The 17,110-nt window shown below is 62.3% G+C and carries 17 protein-coding genes; 10 read left to right on the top strand and 7 right to left on the bottom strand.

What is annotated here, in order from left to right:
• Positions 1–2: 2 nt before the first annotated feature.
• The 4 genes from PCOSP_RS17630 to gloB all read right to left on the bottom strand — a co-directional run bounded on the left by PCOSP_RS17630 (position 3) and on the right by gloB (position 6,240).
• Positions 3–1,856, bottom strand: coding sequence for an extracellular solute-binding protein (locus tag PCOSP_RS17630; protein WP_175363695.1), 1,854 nt, complete (start codon positions 1,854–1,856; stop codon positions 3–5).
• Positions 1,853–3,685 (bottom strand): extracellular solute-binding protein, encoded by a 1,833-nt coding sequence (locus tag PCOSP_RS17625; protein WP_139648411.1) that lies wholly within the window; start codon positions 3,683–3,685, stop codon positions 1,853–1,855. Before PCOSP_RS17625 ends, PCOSP_RS17630 begins: the two co-directional genes overlap by 4 nt.
• 236 nt (positions 3,686–3,921) lie before the next feature.
• Positions 3,922–5,373 carry a transglycosylase SLT domain-containing protein gene (locus PCOSP_RS17620; protein ID WP_175363696.1) on the bottom strand — a complete coding sequence of 484 codons (1,452 nt, stop codon included), beginning with the start codon at positions 5,371–5,373 and terminating at the stop codon, positions 3,922–3,924.
• A 99-nt stretch (positions 5,374–5,472) separates the two neighbouring features.
• Positions 5,473–6,240, bottom strand: a complete 768-nt coding sequence (gloB, locus tag PCOSP_RS17615; RefSeq protein ID WP_464709172.1) for a hydroxyacylglutathione hydrolase — start codon at positions 6,238–6,240, stop codon at positions 5,473–5,475.
• A gap of 65 nt (positions 6,241–6,305) precedes the next feature.
• Between gloB and PCOSP_RS17610 the strand changes: the two genes are divergently transcribed.
• From PCOSP_RS17610 to PCOSP_RS17595, 4 genes are all read left to right on the top strand, one after another.
• Positions 6,306–7,064 (top strand): class I SAM-dependent methyltransferase, encoded by a 759-nt coding sequence (locus PCOSP_RS17610; protein ID WP_175363698.1) that lies wholly within the window; start codon positions 6,306–6,308, stop codon positions 7,062–7,064.
• 88 nt (positions 7,065–7,152) lie between these two features.
• Positions 7,153–7,605 carry a ribonuclease HI gene (rnhA, locus tag PCOSP_RS17605; protein WP_024776996.1) on the top strand — a complete coding sequence of 151 codons (453 nt, stop codon included), beginning with the start codon at positions 7,153–7,155 and terminating at the stop codon, positions 7,603–7,605.
• 196 nt (positions 7,606–7,801) lie between these two features.
• A complete protein-coding gene (gene dnaQ / locus PCOSP_RS17600) occupies positions 7,802–8,554 on the top strand; it encodes a DNA polymerase III subunit epsilon (protein WP_139648417.1) in 753 nt (250 codons plus the stop codon).
• A gap of 281 nt (positions 8,555–8,835) precedes the next feature.
• Complete coding sequence (locus PCOSP_RS17595) at positions 8,836–9,450, top strand: GNAT family N-acetyltransferase (RefSeq protein WP_139648419.1); 615 nt, start codon at positions 8,836–8,838, stop codon at positions 9,448–9,450.
• On the opposite strand, the gene PCOSP_RS17590 is transcribed toward PCOSP_RS17595, so the two are convergent.
• Both PCOSP_RS17590 and PCOSP_RS17585 read right to left on the bottom strand, forming a co-directional pair.
• Positions 9,416–10,309 (bottom strand): LysR family transcriptional regulator, encoded by an 894-nt coding sequence (locus tag PCOSP_RS17590; protein ID WP_139648421.1) that lies wholly within the window; start codon positions 10,307–10,309, stop codon positions 9,416–9,418. The two genes, PCOSP_RS17595 and PCOSP_RS17590, sit on opposite strands and share 35 nt — an antisense overlap.
• 78 nt (positions 10,310–10,387) lie before the next feature.
• On the bottom strand, positions 10,388–10,621 hold the full coding sequence (locus PCOSP_RS17585; RefSeq protein ID WP_024776992.1) for a hypothetical protein: 234 nt from the start codon (positions 10,619–10,621) through the stop codon (positions 10,388–10,390).
• A 183-nt stretch (positions 10,622–10,804) separates the two neighbouring features.
• Between PCOSP_RS17585 and PCOSP_RS17580 the strand changes: the two genes are divergently transcribed.
• The 3 genes from PCOSP_RS17580 to PCOSP_RS17570 all read left to right on the top strand — a co-directional run bounded on the left by PCOSP_RS17580 (position 10,805) and on the right by PCOSP_RS17570 (position 13,168).
• Positions 10,805–11,362: an NADPH-dependent FMN reductase gene (locus PCOSP_RS17580; protein WP_139648423.1), complete on the top strand. Its 558-nt coding sequence runs from the start codon at positions 10,805–10,807 to the stop codon at positions 11,360–11,362.
• A 134-nt stretch (positions 11,363–11,496) separates the two neighbouring features.
• Positions 11,497–11,847 carry a metalloregulator ArsR/SmtB family transcription factor gene (locus PCOSP_RS17575; protein WP_139648425.1) on the top strand — a complete coding sequence of 117 codons (351 nt, stop codon included), beginning with the start codon at positions 11,497–11,499 and terminating at the stop codon, positions 11,845–11,847.
• A 37-nt stretch (positions 11,848–11,884) separates the two neighbouring features.
• On the top strand, positions 11,885–13,168 hold the full coding sequence (locus PCOSP_RS17570; protein ID WP_139648427.1) for an arsenic transporter: 1,284 nt from the start codon (positions 11,885–11,887) through the stop codon (positions 13,166–13,168).
• 131 nt (positions 13,169–13,299) lie between these two features.
• On the opposite strand, the gene PCOSP_RS17565 is transcribed toward PCOSP_RS17570, so the two are convergent.
• The gene (locus tag PCOSP_RS17565) at positions 13,300–14,265 is read right to left on the bottom strand and encodes a DUF1853 family protein (protein WP_464709170.1); all 966 of its coding nucleotides are present in this window, start codon (positions 14,263–14,265) and stop codon (positions 13,300–13,302) included.
• 103 nt (positions 14,266–14,368) lie between these two features.
• Here PCOSP_RS17565 and PCOSP_RS17560 point away from each other — a divergent pair, with 103 nt between their 5' ends.
• The 3 genes from PCOSP_RS17560 to PCOSP_RS17550 are packed head-to-tail and all read left to right on the top strand — an operon-like array spanning position 14,369 to position 17,102.
• Complete coding sequence (locus PCOSP_RS17560) at positions 14,369–15,259, top strand: NAD(+) kinase (protein WP_024776985.1); 891 nt, start codon at positions 14,369–14,371, stop codon at positions 15,257–15,259.
• The gene (locus tag PCOSP_RS17555) at positions 15,256–16,230 is read left to right on the top strand and encodes a metallophosphoesterase (protein WP_373682516.1); all 975 of its coding nucleotides are present in this window, start codon (positions 15,256–15,258) and stop codon (positions 16,228–16,230) included. Before PCOSP_RS17560 ends, PCOSP_RS17555 begins: the two co-directional genes overlap by 4 nt.
• Positions 16,227–17,102, top strand: a complete 876-nt coding sequence (locus PCOSP_RS17550; protein ID WP_175385700.1) for a rhomboid family intramembrane serine protease — start codon at positions 16,227–16,229, stop codon at positions 17,100–17,102. The genes PCOSP_RS17555 and PCOSP_RS17550 overlap by 4 nt, the downstream gene beginning before the upstream one ends.
• Positions 17,103–17,110: the final 8 nt, after the last annotated feature.

Genomic DNA, 17,110 nt, shown 5'->3' with positions numbered 1-17,110 from the left:
GGTTACTCCACGCTCGCCGGGGCAGCGTTGTTCTGTTGTTCGATCACTTGCTTTACTTCATCGGCAGGCTTGGTGTCCGGCTTGACCCACCAGGTGGTCGTGCCGATGTCATAGGTCGGCGTGACTTTCGGGTGGCCGATGTGATTCCAGTAGGCTACGCGCCAGGTTTTGATGTGCCAGTTGGGAATCACGTAGTAACCCCATTGCAGCACGCGATCCAGGGCCCGGGCGTGGGCGACCAGGCTCTTGCGCGAATCGGCGTTGATCAGTTGCTCCACCAACTGGTCGACGGCCGGATCCTTCAAGCCCATGGTGTTGCGGCTGCCGGGCTTGTCGGCAGCGGCCGACATCCAGAACTCGCGCTGTTCGTTACCCGGCGAGCTGGACTGCGGGAAGCTGCCCACCACCAGGTCGAAATCCCGGGAGCGCACGCGGTTGATGTACTGGGACACATCGACTCGGCGGATCACCAGCTCGATGCCCAGGTCGCTCAGGTTGCGCTTGAACGGCAACAGTATCCGTTCGAACTCCGTCTGGGCCAGCAGGAACTCCAGCACCACCGGTTTGCCCTGGGCATCGACCATCTTGTCGTCGACGATGCGCCAGCCGGCTTCTTGCAACAATTGATAGGCCTGGCGCTGGTGGTCGCGGATCATGCCGCTGCCATCGCATATCGAGGGCTGGAACGCTTCGGTGAAGACCTGTTCGGGAATCTTGCCGCGCAGGGGTTCGAGGATCTTCAGTTCGTCCTCGCCGGGCAGGCCGGTGGCAGCCATTTCCGAGTTCTCGAAATAGCTGCGGGTGCGGGCATAGGCACCGTTGAATAGCTGTTTATTGGTCCATTCGAAGTCCAGCAGCAGGCTCAGGGCCTTGCGCACCCGCACGTCCTGGAACACCGGGCGGCGGAGGTTGTAGACAAAACCCTGCATGCCGGTGGGGTTGCCGTTGGGAATCTGCTCCTTGATCAGCCGCCCTTCGGTGACGGCCGGAATGTTGTAGGCGTTGGCCCAGTTCTTGGCGGTCATTTCCAGCCAGAAATCGAACTGCCCGGCTTTCAGGGCCTCGACCGCGACGGTGTTGTCGCGGTAGTAGTCGGTGGTCAGCACATCGAAATTGTAGAAGCCGCGATTGACCGGCAGGTCCTTGCCCCAATAGTCCTTGACCCGTTCATAGCGGACCGAGCGCCCGGCTTTCACCTCGGTGACCCGGTAGGGACCGCTGCCCAGGGGGATCTCTAGGTTGCCCTTGTTGAAGTCGCGATCCGCCCACCAATGCTTGGGCAAAACCGGCAGTTGGCCGAGGATCAGCGGCAGTTCACGGTTATTCGTGTGCTTGAACTTGAACAGCACCTTGAGCGGGTCTTCGGCGATGACTTCGGCGACGTCGTTGTAATAGCCGCGGAACATCGGCGCGCCGTCCTTGGTCAGGGTCTGGAAGCTGAAGACCACGTCCTCGGCGCGTACCGGATGGCCGTCGTTGAAATGGGCTTCGGGGCGCAGGTAGAAGCGCACCCAGGCATTGTCCGGGGCTTTCTCGATCTTTTCGGCGATCAGGCCGTACTCGGTGAAGGGTTCGTCGAGGCCTTGCTTGGCCAGGGTGTCGTAGATCAGGCCGATGTCATCCGCCGGCACGCCTTTGCTGATGAACGGGTTGAGGCTGTCGAACCCGCCAAAGCCACCCTGGCGGAATATCCCGCCTTTGGGCGCGTCCGGGTTCACATAGTCGAAATGCTTGAAGTCGGCCGGGTATTTCGGCGGCTCGTTGTACAAGGTCACGGCGTGCTGCGGCGCGGCACAGGCCAGCCCGGCGAAAAGCAGGCCGCCGGCCTGCAGGAGCAGGGCGCGTAAAGGCTTCATTGATCTTTCTCCGAAGATTTCAGCCACCACGCGCTCAGGCCCAGGGTGTAGGGCGGCGTGGTGACAAAGGCGAACCGGTTACGGTAGGCCAGGCGATGATAATTCAGATACCAGTTGGGAATGCAGTAGTGTTGCCACAACAGCACACGGTCGAGGGCTTTGCCGGCGGCGACCTGTTCGTCGCGGGTCTGGGCGGCGAGCAGCTTTTCCAGCAGGTGGTCGACCACGGGGTTGGCGATCCCTGCGTAGTTCTTGCTGCCCTTGACCCCGACCTGGCTGGAGTGGAAGTACTGCCACTGCTCCAGACCCGGGCTGAGCGTCTGGTTCAGGGTCAGCAGGACCATGTCGAAGTCGAATTGGTCCAGGCGCTGTTTGTACTGGGCACGATCCACCGTGCGCAGGCGGGCCTGGATGCCGATGCTGGTGAGGTTCTCGATGTAGGGCTGCAGGATGCGCTCCAGGTTCGGGTTCACCAGCAGGATCTCGAAACTCAGGGGCTTGCTGTCGGCGTTCAACAGGCGCTGGCCGTTGAGGGTCCATCCGGCCTCCTTCAGCAAGCCGAGGGCCCTGCGCAGAGTTTCCCGGGGAATGCCGCGGCCGTCGGTATGGGGCAGGCTGAAGGGCTCGGTGAACAGCCGCGGCGGCAATTGTTCACGGTACGGCTTGAGCAACAGCCATTCGTGCCCCACCGGCAGGCCGCTGGCGGAGAATTCGCTGTTGGGGTAGTAACTGAGGGTGCGCTTGTAGGCGTTGCTGAACAGCGTGCGGTTGGTCCATTCGAAGTCGAACATCAACCCCAGGGCTTCACGCACCTTGACCTCGGCAAACGTGCTGCGTCGGGTGTTCATGAACAGACCCTGGGTCTGGGTCGGGATCTGGTGGGGAATCTGCGCCTTGATCACATCGCCGCGGTTGACCGCCGGAAAGTCGTAGCCGTTGGCCCAGTTCTTGGCCTGGTGCTCGATGTAGATGTCGAACTCGCCCGCCTTGAAGGCTTCGAAGGCCACGTCGCTATCGCGGTAGAACTCCACCTCCATCCGGTCGAAGTTGTACTTGCCTCGATTGACCGGCAGGTCATTGCCCCAGTAATCCTTGACCCGCTCGAACACCAGTTGGCGCCCAGGCTGCACCTTGGTGATGCGGTAGGGGCCGCTGCCCAGGGGCGGCTCGAACGTGGTGGCCTTGAAGTCGCGGTTCTCCCAGTAATGCTGGGGTAGCACCGGTAGCTCGCCCAGGCGCAGGATCAACAAGGGATTGCCTGCGCGCTTGAAGACAAAACGGATTTTCAGCGGATTTAGGATATCGACCCGCAGCACTTCCTGCAGGCTGGTGCGGTATTGCGGGTGGCCCTCCTTGAGCAGCGTCCGGTAGGAGAACGCCACATCATAGGCGGTGATCGGCACGCCATCGTGAAACCGCGCCTCGGGCCGCAGGTTGAAGACCACCCAGCTACGGTTTTCGTTGTATTCCACACTCTGGGCGATCAGCCCATAGCTCGACGTGGGCTCATCGCCGGAGGGCGCGTACTGGCCCGTGCCGACCATCAGCGGCTCGTTCAGCTCGTTGATGCCGTATTGCAGGAAATTGGGCGTGGAGACCGGACTGCTGCCCTTGAAGGTGTAGGGGTTGAGCGTATCGAAGGTGCCGAACGCCATGACCCGCAAGGTACCGCCCTTGGGCGCTTGTGGATTGACCCAGTCGAAGTGGGTGAATCTGGCCGGGTACTTGAGCGTGCCGAATTGTGCGTAGCCATGGCTTTCGCTGATGGTTGCGCTGGCGGGGAAGCTCAGGGCCAGGCTGATCAGGAGCAGGAGGAGGGGACGTATCAAGTCTGGTATCCGATCCAGGCGGCTATGGCTTTTATGGCCTGTACAGTAACAGCTTGTATCGGCAGGAAAAAGGCGGCCTGGGGTGAATGCCGGTCAGTTAAGCGGCAAACCTGTGGGAGCGAAGCTTGCTCGCGATAGCGGGGCAGTCGACAACTGTGTCGGCTGGTGCACTGCTATCGCGAGCAAGCTTTGCTCCCACAGGGCTTTGCTTCACAGGTCTGTGGGGTTCCCACAGGTCAGTGCGGGGAATAGACCGTCAGCATCTGCCCAGGCTTGAGGGCCTTGCCCATGCGTGGGTTCCAGCGCTTGAGGTGTTGCATTTCGACATTGAAGCGCTTGGCTACCACGTACAGCGAGTCGCCCTGCTGGACCTTGTACTGGGTCTGCTGCTTCTTCTGGTCCTTGCTGTTGGCGGCTACCACGGTGTTGACGCGCTTGCCGGTGGCCTTGGTTGCCTTGGCATCCTGCATCACCAGGGTCTGGCCAACCTTGAGCTTGTTGCCGCTGAGCTTGTTCCAGCGTTGCAGGTCCTTGGTCTGGACGTTGTTGGCCTTGGCGATCTGGGCCAGGTTGTCACCGCGCTTGACCCGGTAGCTGCGCCTGACTCCCTCCACTTCGCTGTCATCGGCGGTTTCGAAAACCGGTTTGAGCGAGCGCTGGCTGATCAGTTCTTCCGGGCGCATGGTCGACAGGCTGGCGGTCAGCAACTGGGCCTTGGAGGTGGGCACCAGCAGGTGCTGCGGGCCATCGATGGTGGTGCGCTGCTTGAAGGCCGGGTTGAGCTGGAACAGCTCGTCTTCGTCGATGTTGGCCACCGCCGCGACCTTGGACAGGTCCATGCGCTGGTTGATCTCGACGACCTGGAAATAGGGCTCGTTGGCGATCGGGTTGAGGTTCACGCCATAGGCATCGGGGGCGAGCACCACCTGGGACAGCGCCAGCAACTTGGGCACATAGGCCTGGGTCTCGGCGGGCAGCGGCAGGTTCCAGTAGTCGGTGGGCAGGCCGAGTTTTTCGTTGCGTTCGATGGCGCGGCTGACCGTGCCTTCGCCGGCGTTGTAGGCGGCCAGCGCCAGCAGCCAGTCACCGTTGAACATGTCGTGCAGGCGCGTCAGGTAATCCATGGCCGCCGTGGTGGAGGCGGTGATGTCGCGGCGGCCATCATAGAAGCGGGTCTGGCGCAGGTTGAAGTAACGCCCCGTGGACGGGATGAACTGCCACAGGCCCACGGCATTGGCCCGGGAATAGGCCATGGGGTTGTAGGCGCTTTCGATCACCGGCAGCAGCGCCAGCTCCAGCGGCATGTTGCGTTCTTCGAGGCGCTCGACGATGTAGTGCATGTACAGGCTGCCGCGTTCACCGGCACCTTCGAGGAACGACGGGTTGCTGGCGAACCAAAGGCGCTGTTGCTCGATACGCGGGTTGACCCCAGCGGTCTCCTGCAACTGGAAGCCCTGGCGCATGCGTTCCCATATGTCCTGGGGAACCTGGGGGCTGGGCTTCTCGCTGAGCCAGACCGGCTTCTGCTTGGCGCGGGCCGCCATGTTCTTCGGCTTGGCTGTGTCGTTCTGGGGCATCTGGCCCGTGCTCTGGCAGCCCGCCAGGATGGCGGACACAGCCACCGCGATGGCTTGAGCCAGGCGGGTCAATGTAGCTGACGGGACGGACCTACGTATGGATGACGACATTGGCTGGAAGTAAGTTCCGGGCAAAAATGTCGGCCGATTCTAGAAAGCGCACCCCAACAGGTCAACCATTCAGAATTTTTGTATCAGTCGATGGGGGCCTTAGAACTTATCTTTCCAAGCCCTCAAGGCCGCAAAAACCTCACTCGGCGTCCCGTTTCGCTGGCCGTTCCGTTCGTCTGCTTTTTGTTTAACGGATGTTTCAGCGGTGCGCAGGAACGGATTGGTGAGTTTTTCCAGGGCCAGGGTCGAGGGCAGGGTCATGATGCCCTCGCTGCGTTGCCGGCCGACTTTTTCCAGGCGGGCGGCGATGTCCGGGTTGCCCGGCTCCACCGCCGCGGCGAACTTCAGGTTGCTGAGGGTGTACTCATGGGTGCAGTAGACCAGCGTATCGTCCGGCAGGGCGGCGAGGCGGCCGAGGGAGTGGTGCATCTGTTCCGGCGTGCCTTCGAAGAGCCGTCCGCAACCGGCGGCGAACAGGGTGTCGCCGCAGAACAACAAGCCATGGTGGTAATAGGCGATATGCCCCAATGTATGGCCGGGCACGGCGTAGACAGCGAAGTCCAGGCCGAGCACTTCGATCTGGTCGTTGTCCTTGAGGGCCACGTCCCGCGCCGGGATGTTCTCGCTGGCGGGGCCGTGCACGGTGGCGTTCGTCGCATTTTTCAGCGCCTGGACGCCGCCGACATGATCATGGTGATGGTGAGTGATCAAGATGTCGCTCAGGATCCAGTCCGGATGGGCATCGAGCCAGGCCTGGACCGGCGCGGCGTCACCGGGATCGACCACGGCGCAGCGGCGGCTGGAGTGATCCTGTAACAACCAGATGTAGTTATCGGTGAAGGCGGGCAGGGCACTGATCTGTATCATCGCGGAATTCGCCAAGCGGAAAACAAAGGCGCATCTTAGAACTTCCTGACGCGTTGGAGAATGCAATGACTGACGAAGCGTTCGCTCAGGCTGATCCCGACTGGCTGGCGTTGATCAGCGCAGCCCGTGAATGGCTGTCCGGCCCCGTCGGGCAATTTTTGCTGGAAGAGGAACGGCGCATGCTCGAAGACGAGCTGGGTCGCTTCTTCGGCGGTTACCTGGTGCATTACGGTCCGTCGGCGCAGACGCCGCCATCGGCACCGCAGGTCCAGCGCAATGTGCGCCTGGGCGCGCCACTGCCCGGGGTGGAGATCGTCTGCGAGGAGCAGGCCTGGCCGCTGAGCGAGCACGCCGCCGATGTGGTGGTGATGCAACACGGCCTGGATTTCTGCCTGTCCCCCCACGGCCTGCTGCGTGAAGCCGCCAGCAGCGTGCGTCCGGGTGGGCATCTGTTGATCATCGGCCTCAATCCCTGGAGCAGTTGGGGGCTGCGCCACGTTTTCGCCCATGACGCCCTGCGCCAGGCCCGCTGCATCTCGGCATCCAGGGTGGGCGACTGGCTCAACCTGCTGGGCTTCGCGCTGGAGAAACGCCGCTTCGGGTGCTATCGTCCGCCGCTTGCGTCGCCCAAGTGGCAAGCCCGCCTGGCCGGGTGGGAGCGCAGGGCCGGCGACTGGCAACTGTCCGGTGGCGGCTTCTATCTGCTGGTGGCGCGCAAGATCGCAGTCGGGCTGCGCCCGGTGCGCCAGGTGCGACGCGAGCCGATGGGCAAGCTGATTCCCTTGCCGATGGCCAAGGTCAATCGTCGCCATATCGAGCCATAACCGTTTCTGATGGCCTGCCCGGCATGGTCAACCTGGAGGTTGGCGGTCCCGACCGGCAGGCCTTTGCATTTTTTCTGGATGGATGGGCATGAGCGATAGCGTAGAACTCTTCACTGACGGCGCCTGCAAGGGCAATCCCGGCCCGGGCGGCTGGGGCGCGCTGTTGGTCTTCAAGGGCGTGGAGAAGGAACTCTGGGGAGGCGAAGCCAATACCACCAACAATCGCATGGAGCTGATGGGCGCCATCCGCGGCCTGGAAGAGCTCAAGCGCCCCTGCGATGTATTGCTGGTGACCGACTCGCAATATGTGATGAAAGGCATCAACGAGTGGATGGCCAACTGGAAGAAGCGCGGCTGGAAGACGGCCGCGAAGGAACCGGTGAAGAATGCCGACCTCTGGAAGCTCCTGGACGAGCAGGTCAGCCGCCATAACGTGACCTGGAAGTGGGTTCGCGGGCACATCGGCCACCACGGCAACGAACGGGCCGACCAGTTGGCCAACCGTGGGGTGGATGAGGTGCGGGGTTACAAGCAGGCTTGATACTTCAGCGAAGCCCCCTGCGGGGAGGGGCTCCGTGGGAGCAAAGCTTGCTCGCGAAACAGACGCCTCTACTCCAAAGACCGCATCGACTGCATCGCGGGCAAGCGTTGCTCCCACAGCTCTGACTGCGGCAGTTTTCCTTGAGCGTGTTACCATCCCCGCCTTTGCAAGCACGCCCGTTGAGAGCTGAACACTGATGGCCAACAGATCTGTAGTACTGGATACCGAAACCACCGGCATGCCGGTGACCGATGGTCACCGGATTATCGAGATCGGCTGTGTCGAGCTGATCGGTCGGCGGCTGACCGGTCGCCATTTCCATGTCTATCTGCAACCGGACCGCGAAAGTGACGAGGGCGCCATCGGTGTCCACGGCATCACTAACGAATTCCTGGTGGGCAAGCCGCGTTTCGCCGAAGTGGCCGATGAATTCTTCGAGTTCATCCAGGGCGCGCAACTGATCATTCACAACGCGGCGTTCGACGTTGGCTTCATCAACAACGAATTCGCCTTGATGGGGCAGCACGACCGGGCCGATATCAGCCAGCATTGCACCATTCTCGACACCCTGCTCATGGCTCGCGAGCGGCACCCGGGGCAGCGCAACAGCCTCGACGCCTTGTGCAAGCGTTATGGCGTCGATAACTCCGGCCGTGAACTGCACGGCGCCTTGCTCGACTCCGAGATCCTTGCCGACGTCTACCTGACGATGACCGGCGGCCAGACCAGCCTGTCCCTGGCCGGTAACGCGTCGGACGGCAATGGGACCGGCGAAGGCTCGGGTGCCCAGGCCAGCGAAATTCGTCGCTTGCCCGCCGACCGTCGGCCCGCCCGGATCATTCGTGCCAGTGAAGCCGACCTGGCCGAACATGTCGCGCGCCTGGAAGCCATCGCCAAGTCCGCCGGTGCTCCAGCCCTGTGGACGCAGTTGGCTGAAGCCGGCCAGTGAGGAATTGACGATTGAACCCCTGTGGGAGCGAGCCTGCTCGCGATAGCGGTCGAACAGTCACTCACGAGATGACTGGCACACCGCTATCGCGAGCAGGCTCGCTCCCACAGGACGGTGGGGTCATTGTTTATTGTTCATTTCTCGCCACAATCGCCAGTACCTTCTAACCTGAGGTAACGGCAGTCCATGGGTAGCCGCTTGATGTACACAGTTTCGAGAGGCAAGGGCAATGGATTGCAACGTGCCGTTGGTTGGCTCAAGGAATGAGGACTTTAACCAGTATGCAATCGGTCATGAATCCCAAACACCCTGGCCTGTCGGTGCGGGTCGTCGATGACGGCTTCGCTGCGTATATATGGGGCAGTGATTTCAGTTTCGAAGTCAGCGCCTATGGCACCGCGCAGATCGGCCGTCCCGTGAGCCAATGGCTGGTCACGCCCATTGCCCCCTATCAGAAGTGCTATGGCATCGACCCGGAAGAGTTCAGCAGCTTCCACGACGCGCCGGACAGCGAAATCTTCATGGCCTACCTGGACGACCAGCCGGTAGGGCATCTGGTGGTCAGTACCAACTGGAACGGCTTTGCCCACATCGACGAACTGGCGGTGCATGCCCCGGCCCGTCGTCATGGGGTGGCCAAGGCCTTGCTCGACGTGGCGCAATTCTGGAGTCGCAAGAAAAAACTGCCGGGGATCATGCTGGAAACCCAGAACAACAACCTGGGGGCTTGCCGGCTCTATGAGCGCTGCGGTTATGTGCTCGGCGGCATTGATCAGCTGCGCTATCGCGGGATCGACCGGCATACCGCCGAAGTGGCGTTGTTCTGGTACCGGTTGTTCGACGATCCGTTGGGCATGTCGGTCAATGGTTCAGCAACGCCTCGGCTTGTTCCGTAACCAGCTCCAGCAGCGCTTGAAGCGTGGGTGACGGGGGCGTACCGGTCAGGTGCAGGGCGTAGAGGCAGATGGGGATTGCGGGCGACACCGGGCATACGTCCAACCCGCCATCCTTGGCGCCCGAGGCGGTGAAGGGGTCGACGATGGCCAGGCCTTCGCCGGCCTCGACCATGGCCCGCATCATCTGGTGAGTCTGGACGCGGATCTGGATCACCGGCGCCGGGCGCAGCGCTCCGAGTTTGTTGTCGAATGCGGGGCTCAGCGGGTCCTGGCCATCGAGCCCCACCAACGACTGGCCCGCCAGATCCTGAAGCGAAATGTACTTTTGTCGTGGCTGCAGCCAGCCGTGAGGTGCGAGCAATTGCAGTTTGCCCTGGGCGATCATCTGGCAATGGATATCGGGGTGCTCGGGGTCGTGCAGGCTCAGACCCAGGTCGCTGTCGCGCAGCAGCAGGCTGCGGACGATCTCACGGGTCGGCTGGCTCAGCAGCGTGCATGGCGCATCCGGGTAGCGGCGGCGCAGGGCAGCCATGCTGCGGGGCAATAATTGCTGGGCCAGTGGCGGGGTGCAGATGATCCGCAGGGGCGGCGCCTGGTAGTGTTTCAAACTGCTGGCCAAGCGCTGCACCGGCTCAAGGGCGTCATACACGCCGGTGATGCCGTCGCGCAGTTCAAGGGCTTCCCGAGTGGCCTGCAAGCGTCCGCGCACGCTGGCGAACAACATGAAGCCCAGTTGAGCTTCGGCATCGCGCAGGGTCGACTCGACTTCAGCGACCGGCAATTGCAGCCATTCGGCCGCCGTGCCCAGGTGGCCGGTCTGCAGCAGCGCCTGGATCACTTCGATGTGGCGTAGTCGCATGCAAGAAGTCCGTGTGCGGCGGGAGAGCCATTGAATGGCTGAATCCTAACCCAAGTCCGGGCATGACTTCTGCTTATGTCATAAAGCTATTTGCGTTTCGGGTTCGCGCACCAATTCAATGCCGGACTGTACCAGCAGGAACCTGTCCTCATCGAGCTTGCTGACCCGATCACCGATGGCCAGTTTGTAAGTGGTGACAGGCTCCTTGCCGTTTCCGTCCGGCGACGGGGTCGATTCCTGGAATTCATGCACCGAATAGACGCGACCTTCGGCGTCCCGCGCATGAAATTGTCCGACAAGTACTGCTGCCATTGCTTAGAACCTCTGGAAATAGATCACTCGATTTACGGTTCTGTAGACCTTGCCCATGCGCGGTAAGTTTTCCTACAAGAAAAAAATAGTCCAAGCGGCCGGTTTTCGACTTTCCGCTGGTCCAATAATCCGCCCGATCATCTATAAATAGAGTCCCCTTTGATCCCTAGCCGAGAACATCCAATGAGTAATGTCTATACAGTGGCCGTTTTAGTGGGAAGCCTGCGCAAGGCGTCGATCAATCGCAAGTTGGCACTGGCACTGGCGGACCTGGCGCCTGCCAACCTGAAGCTGGAGATCGTCGAGATAGGCGACCTGCCGCTCTACAACGAAGACATTGATGCCTCGCCCCCGGCTGCCTACAGCACCTTCCGCCAACGGGTAGGCGCAGCCGATGCCTTGCTGTTCGTCACCCCGGAGTACAACCGTTCCGTGCCGGCACCGTTGAAGAACGCCATCGACGTCGGTTCGCGTCCCTATGGCCAGAGCTGCCTGAGCGGCAAACCGGGTGCAGTGATCAGCGCATCGCCGGGCGCCATCGGCGGTTTTGGCGCCAATCACCATCTGCGCCAGTCTCTAGTGTTCCTCAATGTGCCGTGCATGCAGCAACCTGAAGGCTACCTGAGCAATGCCGGCACGGCGTTCGATGAGGCGGGTCATGTGTCGGAGTCGGTGAAGCCGTTCCTGCAGACATTCATCAATGCCTATGGTCAGTGGGTCGAGCAGCATAAAAAGGTCTGATGCCCCTGCGATAATCCCGATGGCGAGGGGGCAAGCTCTCTCGCCATGGGTTCATCGGTCACCCCAATCGCCGCTTTACTGAATATTCGGGCTTCCATATATTCGTCCTTCGCTTCCCCAGACTTTTTTCCGTCATGTCCAATCCCCACAATCCCGTCGAGGTCTTCAAGGCCCTGGCCGACGACACCCGAACCCGCATTGCGTTGCTGCTGGCCCGCGAGGGGGAGTTGTGTGTCTGTGAACTCACCGCCGCCCTGGACCTGAGCCAGCCGAAAATCTCCCGGCACCTGGCGCAGTTGCGTCATGCCGACCTGCTCAGTGACCGACGGCAAGGACAGTGGGTCTACTACCGTCTACATCCGCAATTGCCCGCCTGGATCCGCACGTTGCTGGAGCAGGCGCTGGCGGCCAATGCGGCCTGGCTGGCGGCGGATGTCGAGCGCCTGGCGGCGATGGCCGATCGTCCGGTGGCGCGTTGCTGCTGACGTTTCTTATCAATCCCTCCTTCCAAGGCTGTAGCGCATGCTTGTCGCGTCATTGATTTTTCTCCTGACCATTACCCTGGTGATCTGGCAGCCCAAAGGGCTCGGCGTTGGCTGGAGCGCGACGTTCGGCGCGCTGCTGGCGTTGTTGAGCGGGGTGGTGCAGATCAGCGACATCCCTCTGGTGTGGCATATCATCTGGAATGCCACCGGTACCTTCGTTGCGCTGATCATCATCAGCCTGTTGCTGGACGAAGCGGGTTTTTTCGCCTGGGCGGCGCTGCACGTGGCCCGGTGGGGGCGGGGCAGTGGGCGCAAGCTGTTCGCCTACATGGTGCTGCTCGGTGCGCTGGTGTCGGCGTTGTTCGCCAATGACGGCGCGGCGCTGATCCTCACGCCCATCGTGATTTCCATGCTGCTGGCCCTGCGCTTTTCCCCGGCGGCGACCCTGGCTTTCGTGATGGGGGCCGGTTTCATTGCCGACACCGCGAGCCTGCCGCTGGTGGTGTCGAACCTGGTGAATATCGTCTCGGCGGACTTCTTCGGCATCGGCTTCAACCGCTACGCGGCGGTGATGGTGCCGGTGAACCTGGTGGCCGTGGCGGCCAGCCTGGCGATCCTGATGTGGTTTTTCCGTCGCGATATCCCCCGTGACTACGACCCGCATCAACTGGACGATCCGGCGAGTGCCATCCACGACACCGCGACGTTCTATGCCGGCTGGGCCGTGTTGGTGATTCTGTTACTGGGGTGCTTTGCCCTGGAGCCCCTGGGCATTCCCATCAGTGCCATTTCGGCTGTCTGCGCCGCGTTGCTGCTGGCCGTAGCCGCTCGCGGTCACAAGATCTCCACCCGCAAAGCCATGAAGGAAGCGCCGTGGCAGATCGTGATCTTTTCCCTGGGCATGTACCTGGTGGTCTACGGCTTGCGCAATGCCGGACTGACCGACTCCCTGGCCCGCTGGCTCGACGTGTTCGCCGGTTACGGCGTGTGGGGCGCGGCCATGGGCACCGGGGTGTTGACGGCGTTGCTCTCGTCGGTCATGAACAACCTGCCGACGGTGCTGGTCGGTGCCTTGTCCATTGACGCCAGTCATGCCACTGGCGCGGTGAAGGAAGCGATGGTCTACGCCAATGTCATCGGCAGCGACCTGGGGCCGAAGATCACGCCGATCGGCAGCCTGGCAACGCTGCTATGGCTGCATGTGCTGGCGCGCAAGGATATCCGGATTGGCTGGGGCTACTACTTCAAGGTTGGCGTGGTGTTGACGGTGCCGGTGTTGCTGGTGACGTTGGCGGCGTTGGCGTTGCGTTTGTCCTTCTAGACCGTAGCGACGCTATCGCGAGCAGGCTCGCTCCCACAGGGGAGTATGACAAACACAAAACTTGTGTTCACTGAAGATCCATTGTGGGAGCGAGCCTGCTCGCGATGGGGGCCGCCCAGGCAGCACAAAACTCAACCATTGCCCGGCACATCCGGCCAAAGATCCGCCACCAGGAACACCCGCTCGGCCTCTTCCCACTCACCTTCGGCGTTTTCACTCAGGCGCACCATCAGTTGTGCGGGCGCCATTGGGTCCAGGGCCATTCGCCAAGCGTCCAGTTGAGCAATGCTCCAGGTCTGCTCCGCCGGATAGTGGGCCGGCGCCAGCCAGGCGGCGCGGGGCAGGGGTTGCCAGCGGCCCGGCGGGCGCTGGGCAATGAACGCCGGCCAGTCCCGTTGGCGCAGCCAACTGCCCCGCAGGTGCCTGGGATGCGCGCCGCTTGGCGGTTCGGCCTGTCCGGGCCAGGGATAGAGCAGGTAGCCCCCCAGCCAGAGCTCGGAGCGAAACAACTCGAGCCCCGACGGTTCAATGCCCAGTGCCCCCAGGGCTTCCCGGCTTTCCGGGCGCGCCGAGATCGGCAGTTGGTGCTCCCGCAGATGAGTCAGTTTACGGTCGAGCCGGTCATGGCAGCCCGGGCCGAGCCACTGCGCGGTGTCCCGGCCATCGCCCTGTTGCGGTCCGAGGTACAGCTTGATCGCCAGTTCCAGGTGATGGATGCCGTCCTTATCGCGCAGCAGCAGGTCGAGTTCACCCAGGGTCTGGCCTTCGCGGCGGATCGGCAGGTTCGCGGCGATCAGCTCGATGCCCGGCGCATGCTGCACAGCAAATTGCCATAGCCGTTCGTAATAGAGGCCCAGGCGCTGGGTTCGTCCCTGGGACAACCAGTGCAGCAGCGGGTAGCTGTCGCGGTCCAGCTGCTGCAGCCAATGTTCCAGTCGGTGGGGGTGTTGCACCCAATCGCTGCCGGTCAGGGGATGACGTTGGGGCCAGGGCGTGTCGATGAGCATCGGCGGGGCGAGTATCACCCACGCAAGATCGCGCACCTCGGGATGGCGCAAGCGGCGGGGCAGGTCCAGCAATTCGGGAAGCAGGATCATTTTGCGAGCATAGCCTGTAGAGAAGGCTTAAAGAATTTTGTCTATGGGCCGCTTTCGCCCATAATCGGGTTTTTCGCCCGCCGCAGACCCTCGCAGGAGCCCCATGGAGCAATTTCGCAATATCGGCATCATCGGTCGCCTGGGCAGTTCGCAGGTCCTGGACACCGTTCGCCGCCTCAAACGTTTTCTCCTGGAGCGACACCTGCATGTGATCCTCGAAGATACCATCGCCGAAGTGCTGCCGGGCCATGGCCTGCAGACGTCGTCGCGCAAGATGCTCGGCGAAGTCTGCGACATGGTGATCGTGGTTGGCGGTGACGGCAGCCTGCTGGGGGCCGCACGAGCCCTGGCGCGGCACAACATTCCGGTGCTGGGGATCAACCGCGGCAGCCTCGGTTTCCTCACCGATATCCGCCCCGATGAGCTGGAAACCAAAGTGGCCGAGGTGCTCGACGGCCATTACCTGGTGGAAAACCGCTTCCTGCTGCAAGCCGAGGTCCGCCGTCACGCCGAGGCCATCGGCCAGGGCGACGCCCTCAATGACGTGGTGCTGCACCCCGGCAAATCCACGCGCATGATCGAATTCGAGTTGTACATCGATGGCCAGTTCGTCTGCAGCCAGAAGGCTGACGGCCTGATCGTCGCCACGCCCACCGGTTCCACTGCCTACGCGCTGTCCGCCGGTGGCCCGATCATGCACCCCAAGCTCGACGCTATTGTGATTGTGCCCATGTACCCCCATACCTTGTCTGGGCGACCCATCGTGGTCGATGGCAACAGTGAGCTGAAAATCGTCGTGTCCAAGGATATGCAGATCTACCCGCAAGTGTCCTGCGATGGCCAGAACCATTTCACCTGCGCGCCGGGCGACACCATCACCGTCAGCAAGAAGGCGCAGAAGCTGCGCCTGATCCATCCGCTGGATCACAATTACTACGAAGTCTGCCGGACCAAGCTCGGCTGGGGCAGTCGATTGGGAGGTAGAGGCGACTGATGCTCGATCCTGCGCGCAGTTACGATCTGATCGGTGACGTGCACGGATGCGCCCTGACCCTGGAACACCTGCTGGACCGACTCGGTTACCACAAGCAGGGCGGGGTCTGGCGCCATCCGTCGCGCATGGCCGTGTTCCTGGGCGATATCATCGACCGTGGGCCGCGGATCCGCGAGGCGTTGCATATCGTCCGCGACATGGTCGTGGCCGGCCAGGCGTTGTGCATCATGGGCAACCACGAGTTCAACGCCCTGGGCTGGAGCACACCGGCACTGCCCGGCAGCGGCCAGCGGTATGTGCGTGAACACACGCCGCGCCATGCCCGCCTGCTCAACGAAACCCTGACCCAGTTCGAGCAGTACCCCGACGAATGGCACGATTTCCTCCAGTGGTTCTATGAACTGCCGCTGTTGATCGATGCCGGTCGCTTCCGGGTGGTGCACGCCTGCTGGGACGCCGGCCTGATCGAACCGTTGCGTGGTCTGTTCCCGGACGCCCGGATCGACGAACACTTTCTCCAGGCCTCGGCGCAGACGGGCAGTTTCGCCTGCACGGTGTTCGACCGCCTGCTGCGTGGCACCGACATGCGCCTGCCCCACGGCATGACCCTGACCGGGGGCGATGGCCTGACCCGTTCGTTCTTCCGCACCAAGTTCTGGGAGGACGATCCGAAAACCTACGGGGACATCGTGTTCCAACCCGATGCCTTGCCCGAGCCGGTGGCACGCAGGCCACTGTCCCCGGATGAAAAGAACAACCTGCTGCGCTACGGCGCCGATGAGCCACTGCTGTTTGTCGGTCATTACTGGCGCAGCGGCAAACCCGCGCCGATCCGCGCGAACCTGGCATGCCTGGACTACAGCGCCGTGCTCTACGGCAAGTTGGCCGCCTATCGCCTGGACCAGGAAACCCATCTGGACCCGCACAAGTTCGTCTGGGTCGATGTGGAACGTCCGGAGATGGTCAAATGAGCCTCGTTGCGGTGTTGCGCCTGCCTTTGACCGTGGACCTGAGCGGCTTCGTCAAGCTGTTGCAGCGCATGCAAGTGCCCCATCGCGTCAGCGAAGAAGCGGGCGAGCAGGTGCTTTGGGTGCCGGACGAGATCGGTGAAGACGTGCGCTCCCTGTACGCGCGCTTTCCGGTGGGCGATCCGGAGCAACTGTTGGAACTCCCGACCATGGGCACTGGCTCGCGGCGGCCCGGGATCGTCGAGCAACTGACCCGAAGCCCCGTCACCACCCTGGTGCTGTTGCTGAGCCTGATTGTCAGCGCCGTGACTTTGCTGGGGGACAATCTCCAGGCCCTGCGGTGGCTGACCTTCCTGGAGTTTCGTGTCGTCGGTGACTACATCCAGTTCTCGCCCCTGGCCGACAGCCTGGCGGCGGGGCAGTGGTGGCGCCTGGTGACACCGATGCTGATTCACTTCGGTTTCCTGCACATCGCCATGAATGGCATGTGGTACTGGGAGCTGGGGCGACGGATCGAAGCGCGCCAGGGCAGTATCAACCTGCTCGGGCTGACGCTGCTGTTCAGCTTCGTGTCCAATTTCGTCCAGTATTTGTTCAGCGGTGCGACGCTGTTCGGCGGTTTGTCCGGTGTGTTGTACGGTCTGCTGGGACACTGCTGGATCTATCAACTGCTGTCGCCGAACCCGACTTATCACTTGCCCCGTGGGGTCCTGGTGATGATGCTGGTGTGGCTGGCGCTGTGCCTGTCCGGGCTGGTCTCGATGATCGGTTTCGGAGAAATCGCCAACGGGGCCCACGTCGGCGGCCTGCTCGTCGGCTGCTTCACGGGCTTGTTGGGTGGGCTCTTCGCCCGCCGTAAGATGCCCCGGCAATGATACGAATG

The sequence above is a fragment of the Pseudomonas sp. MAFF 730105 genome, from assembly GCF_055380705.1.
The sequence above is the reverse complement of the archived record's forward strand: the minus strand, read 5'-3'. Positions and strand labels throughout refer to the sequence as shown.

Bases quoted from the DNA above. Each gene is read 5' to 3' on its own strand.
- PCOSP_RS17630 (WP_175363695.1), bottom strand. From the start codon at position 1,856: ATGAAGCCTTTACGCGCCCTGCTCCTGCAGGCCGGCGGCCTGCTTTTC.
- PCOSP_RS17620 (WP_175363696.1), bottom strand. From the start codon at position 5,373: ATGTCGTCATCCATACGTAGGTCCGTCCCGTCAGCTACATTGACCCGC.
- gloB (WP_464709172.1), bottom strand. From the start codon at position 6,240: ATGATACAGATCAGTGCCCTGCCCGCCTTCACCGATAACTACATCTGG.
- PCOSP_RS17610 (WP_175363698.1), top strand. From the start codon at position 6,306: ATGACTGACGAAGCGTTCGCTCAGGCTGATCCCGACTGGCTGGCGTTG.
- rnhA (WP_024776996.1), top strand. From the start codon at position 7,153: ATGAGCGATAGCGTAGAACTCTTCACTGACGGCGCCTGCAAGGGCAAT.
- dnaQ (WP_139648417.1), top strand. From the start codon at position 7,802: ATGGCCAACAGATCTGTAGTACTGGATACCGAAACCACCGGCATGCCG.
- PCOSP_RS17595 (WP_139648419.1), top strand. From the start codon at position 8,836: ATGCAATCGGTCATGAATCCCAAACACCCTGGCCTGTCGGTGCGGGTC.
- PCOSP_RS17590 (WP_139648421.1), bottom strand. From the start codon at position 10,309: ATGCGACTACGCCACATCGAAGTGATCCAGGCGCTGCTGCAGACCGGC.
- PCOSP_RS17585 (WP_024776992.1), bottom strand. From the start codon at position 10,621: ATGGCAGCAGTACTTGTCGGACAATTTCATGCGCGGGACGCCGAAGGT.
- PCOSP_RS17580 (WP_139648423.1), top strand. From the start codon at position 10,805: ATGAGTAATGTCTATACAGTGGCCGTTTTAGTGGGAAGCCTGCGCAAG.
- PCOSP_RS17575 (WP_139648425.1), top strand. From the start codon at position 11,497: ATGTCCAATCCCCACAATCCCGTCGAGGTCTTCAAGGCCCTGGCCGAC.
- PCOSP_RS17570 (WP_139648427.1), top strand. From the start codon at position 11,885: ATGCTTGTCGCGTCATTGATTTTTCTCCTGACCATTACCCTGGTGATC.
- PCOSP_RS17565 (WP_464709170.1), bottom strand. From the start codon at position 14,265: ATGATCCTGCTTCCCGAATTGCTGGACCTGCCCCGCCGCTTGCGCCAT.
- PCOSP_RS17560 (WP_024776985.1), top strand. From the start codon at position 14,369: ATGGAGCAATTTCGCAATATCGGCATCATCGGTCGCCTGGGCAGTTCG.
- PCOSP_RS17550 (WP_175385700.1), top strand. From the start codon at position 16,227: ATGAGCCTCGTTGCGGTGTTGCGCCTGCCTTTGACCGTGGACCTGAGC.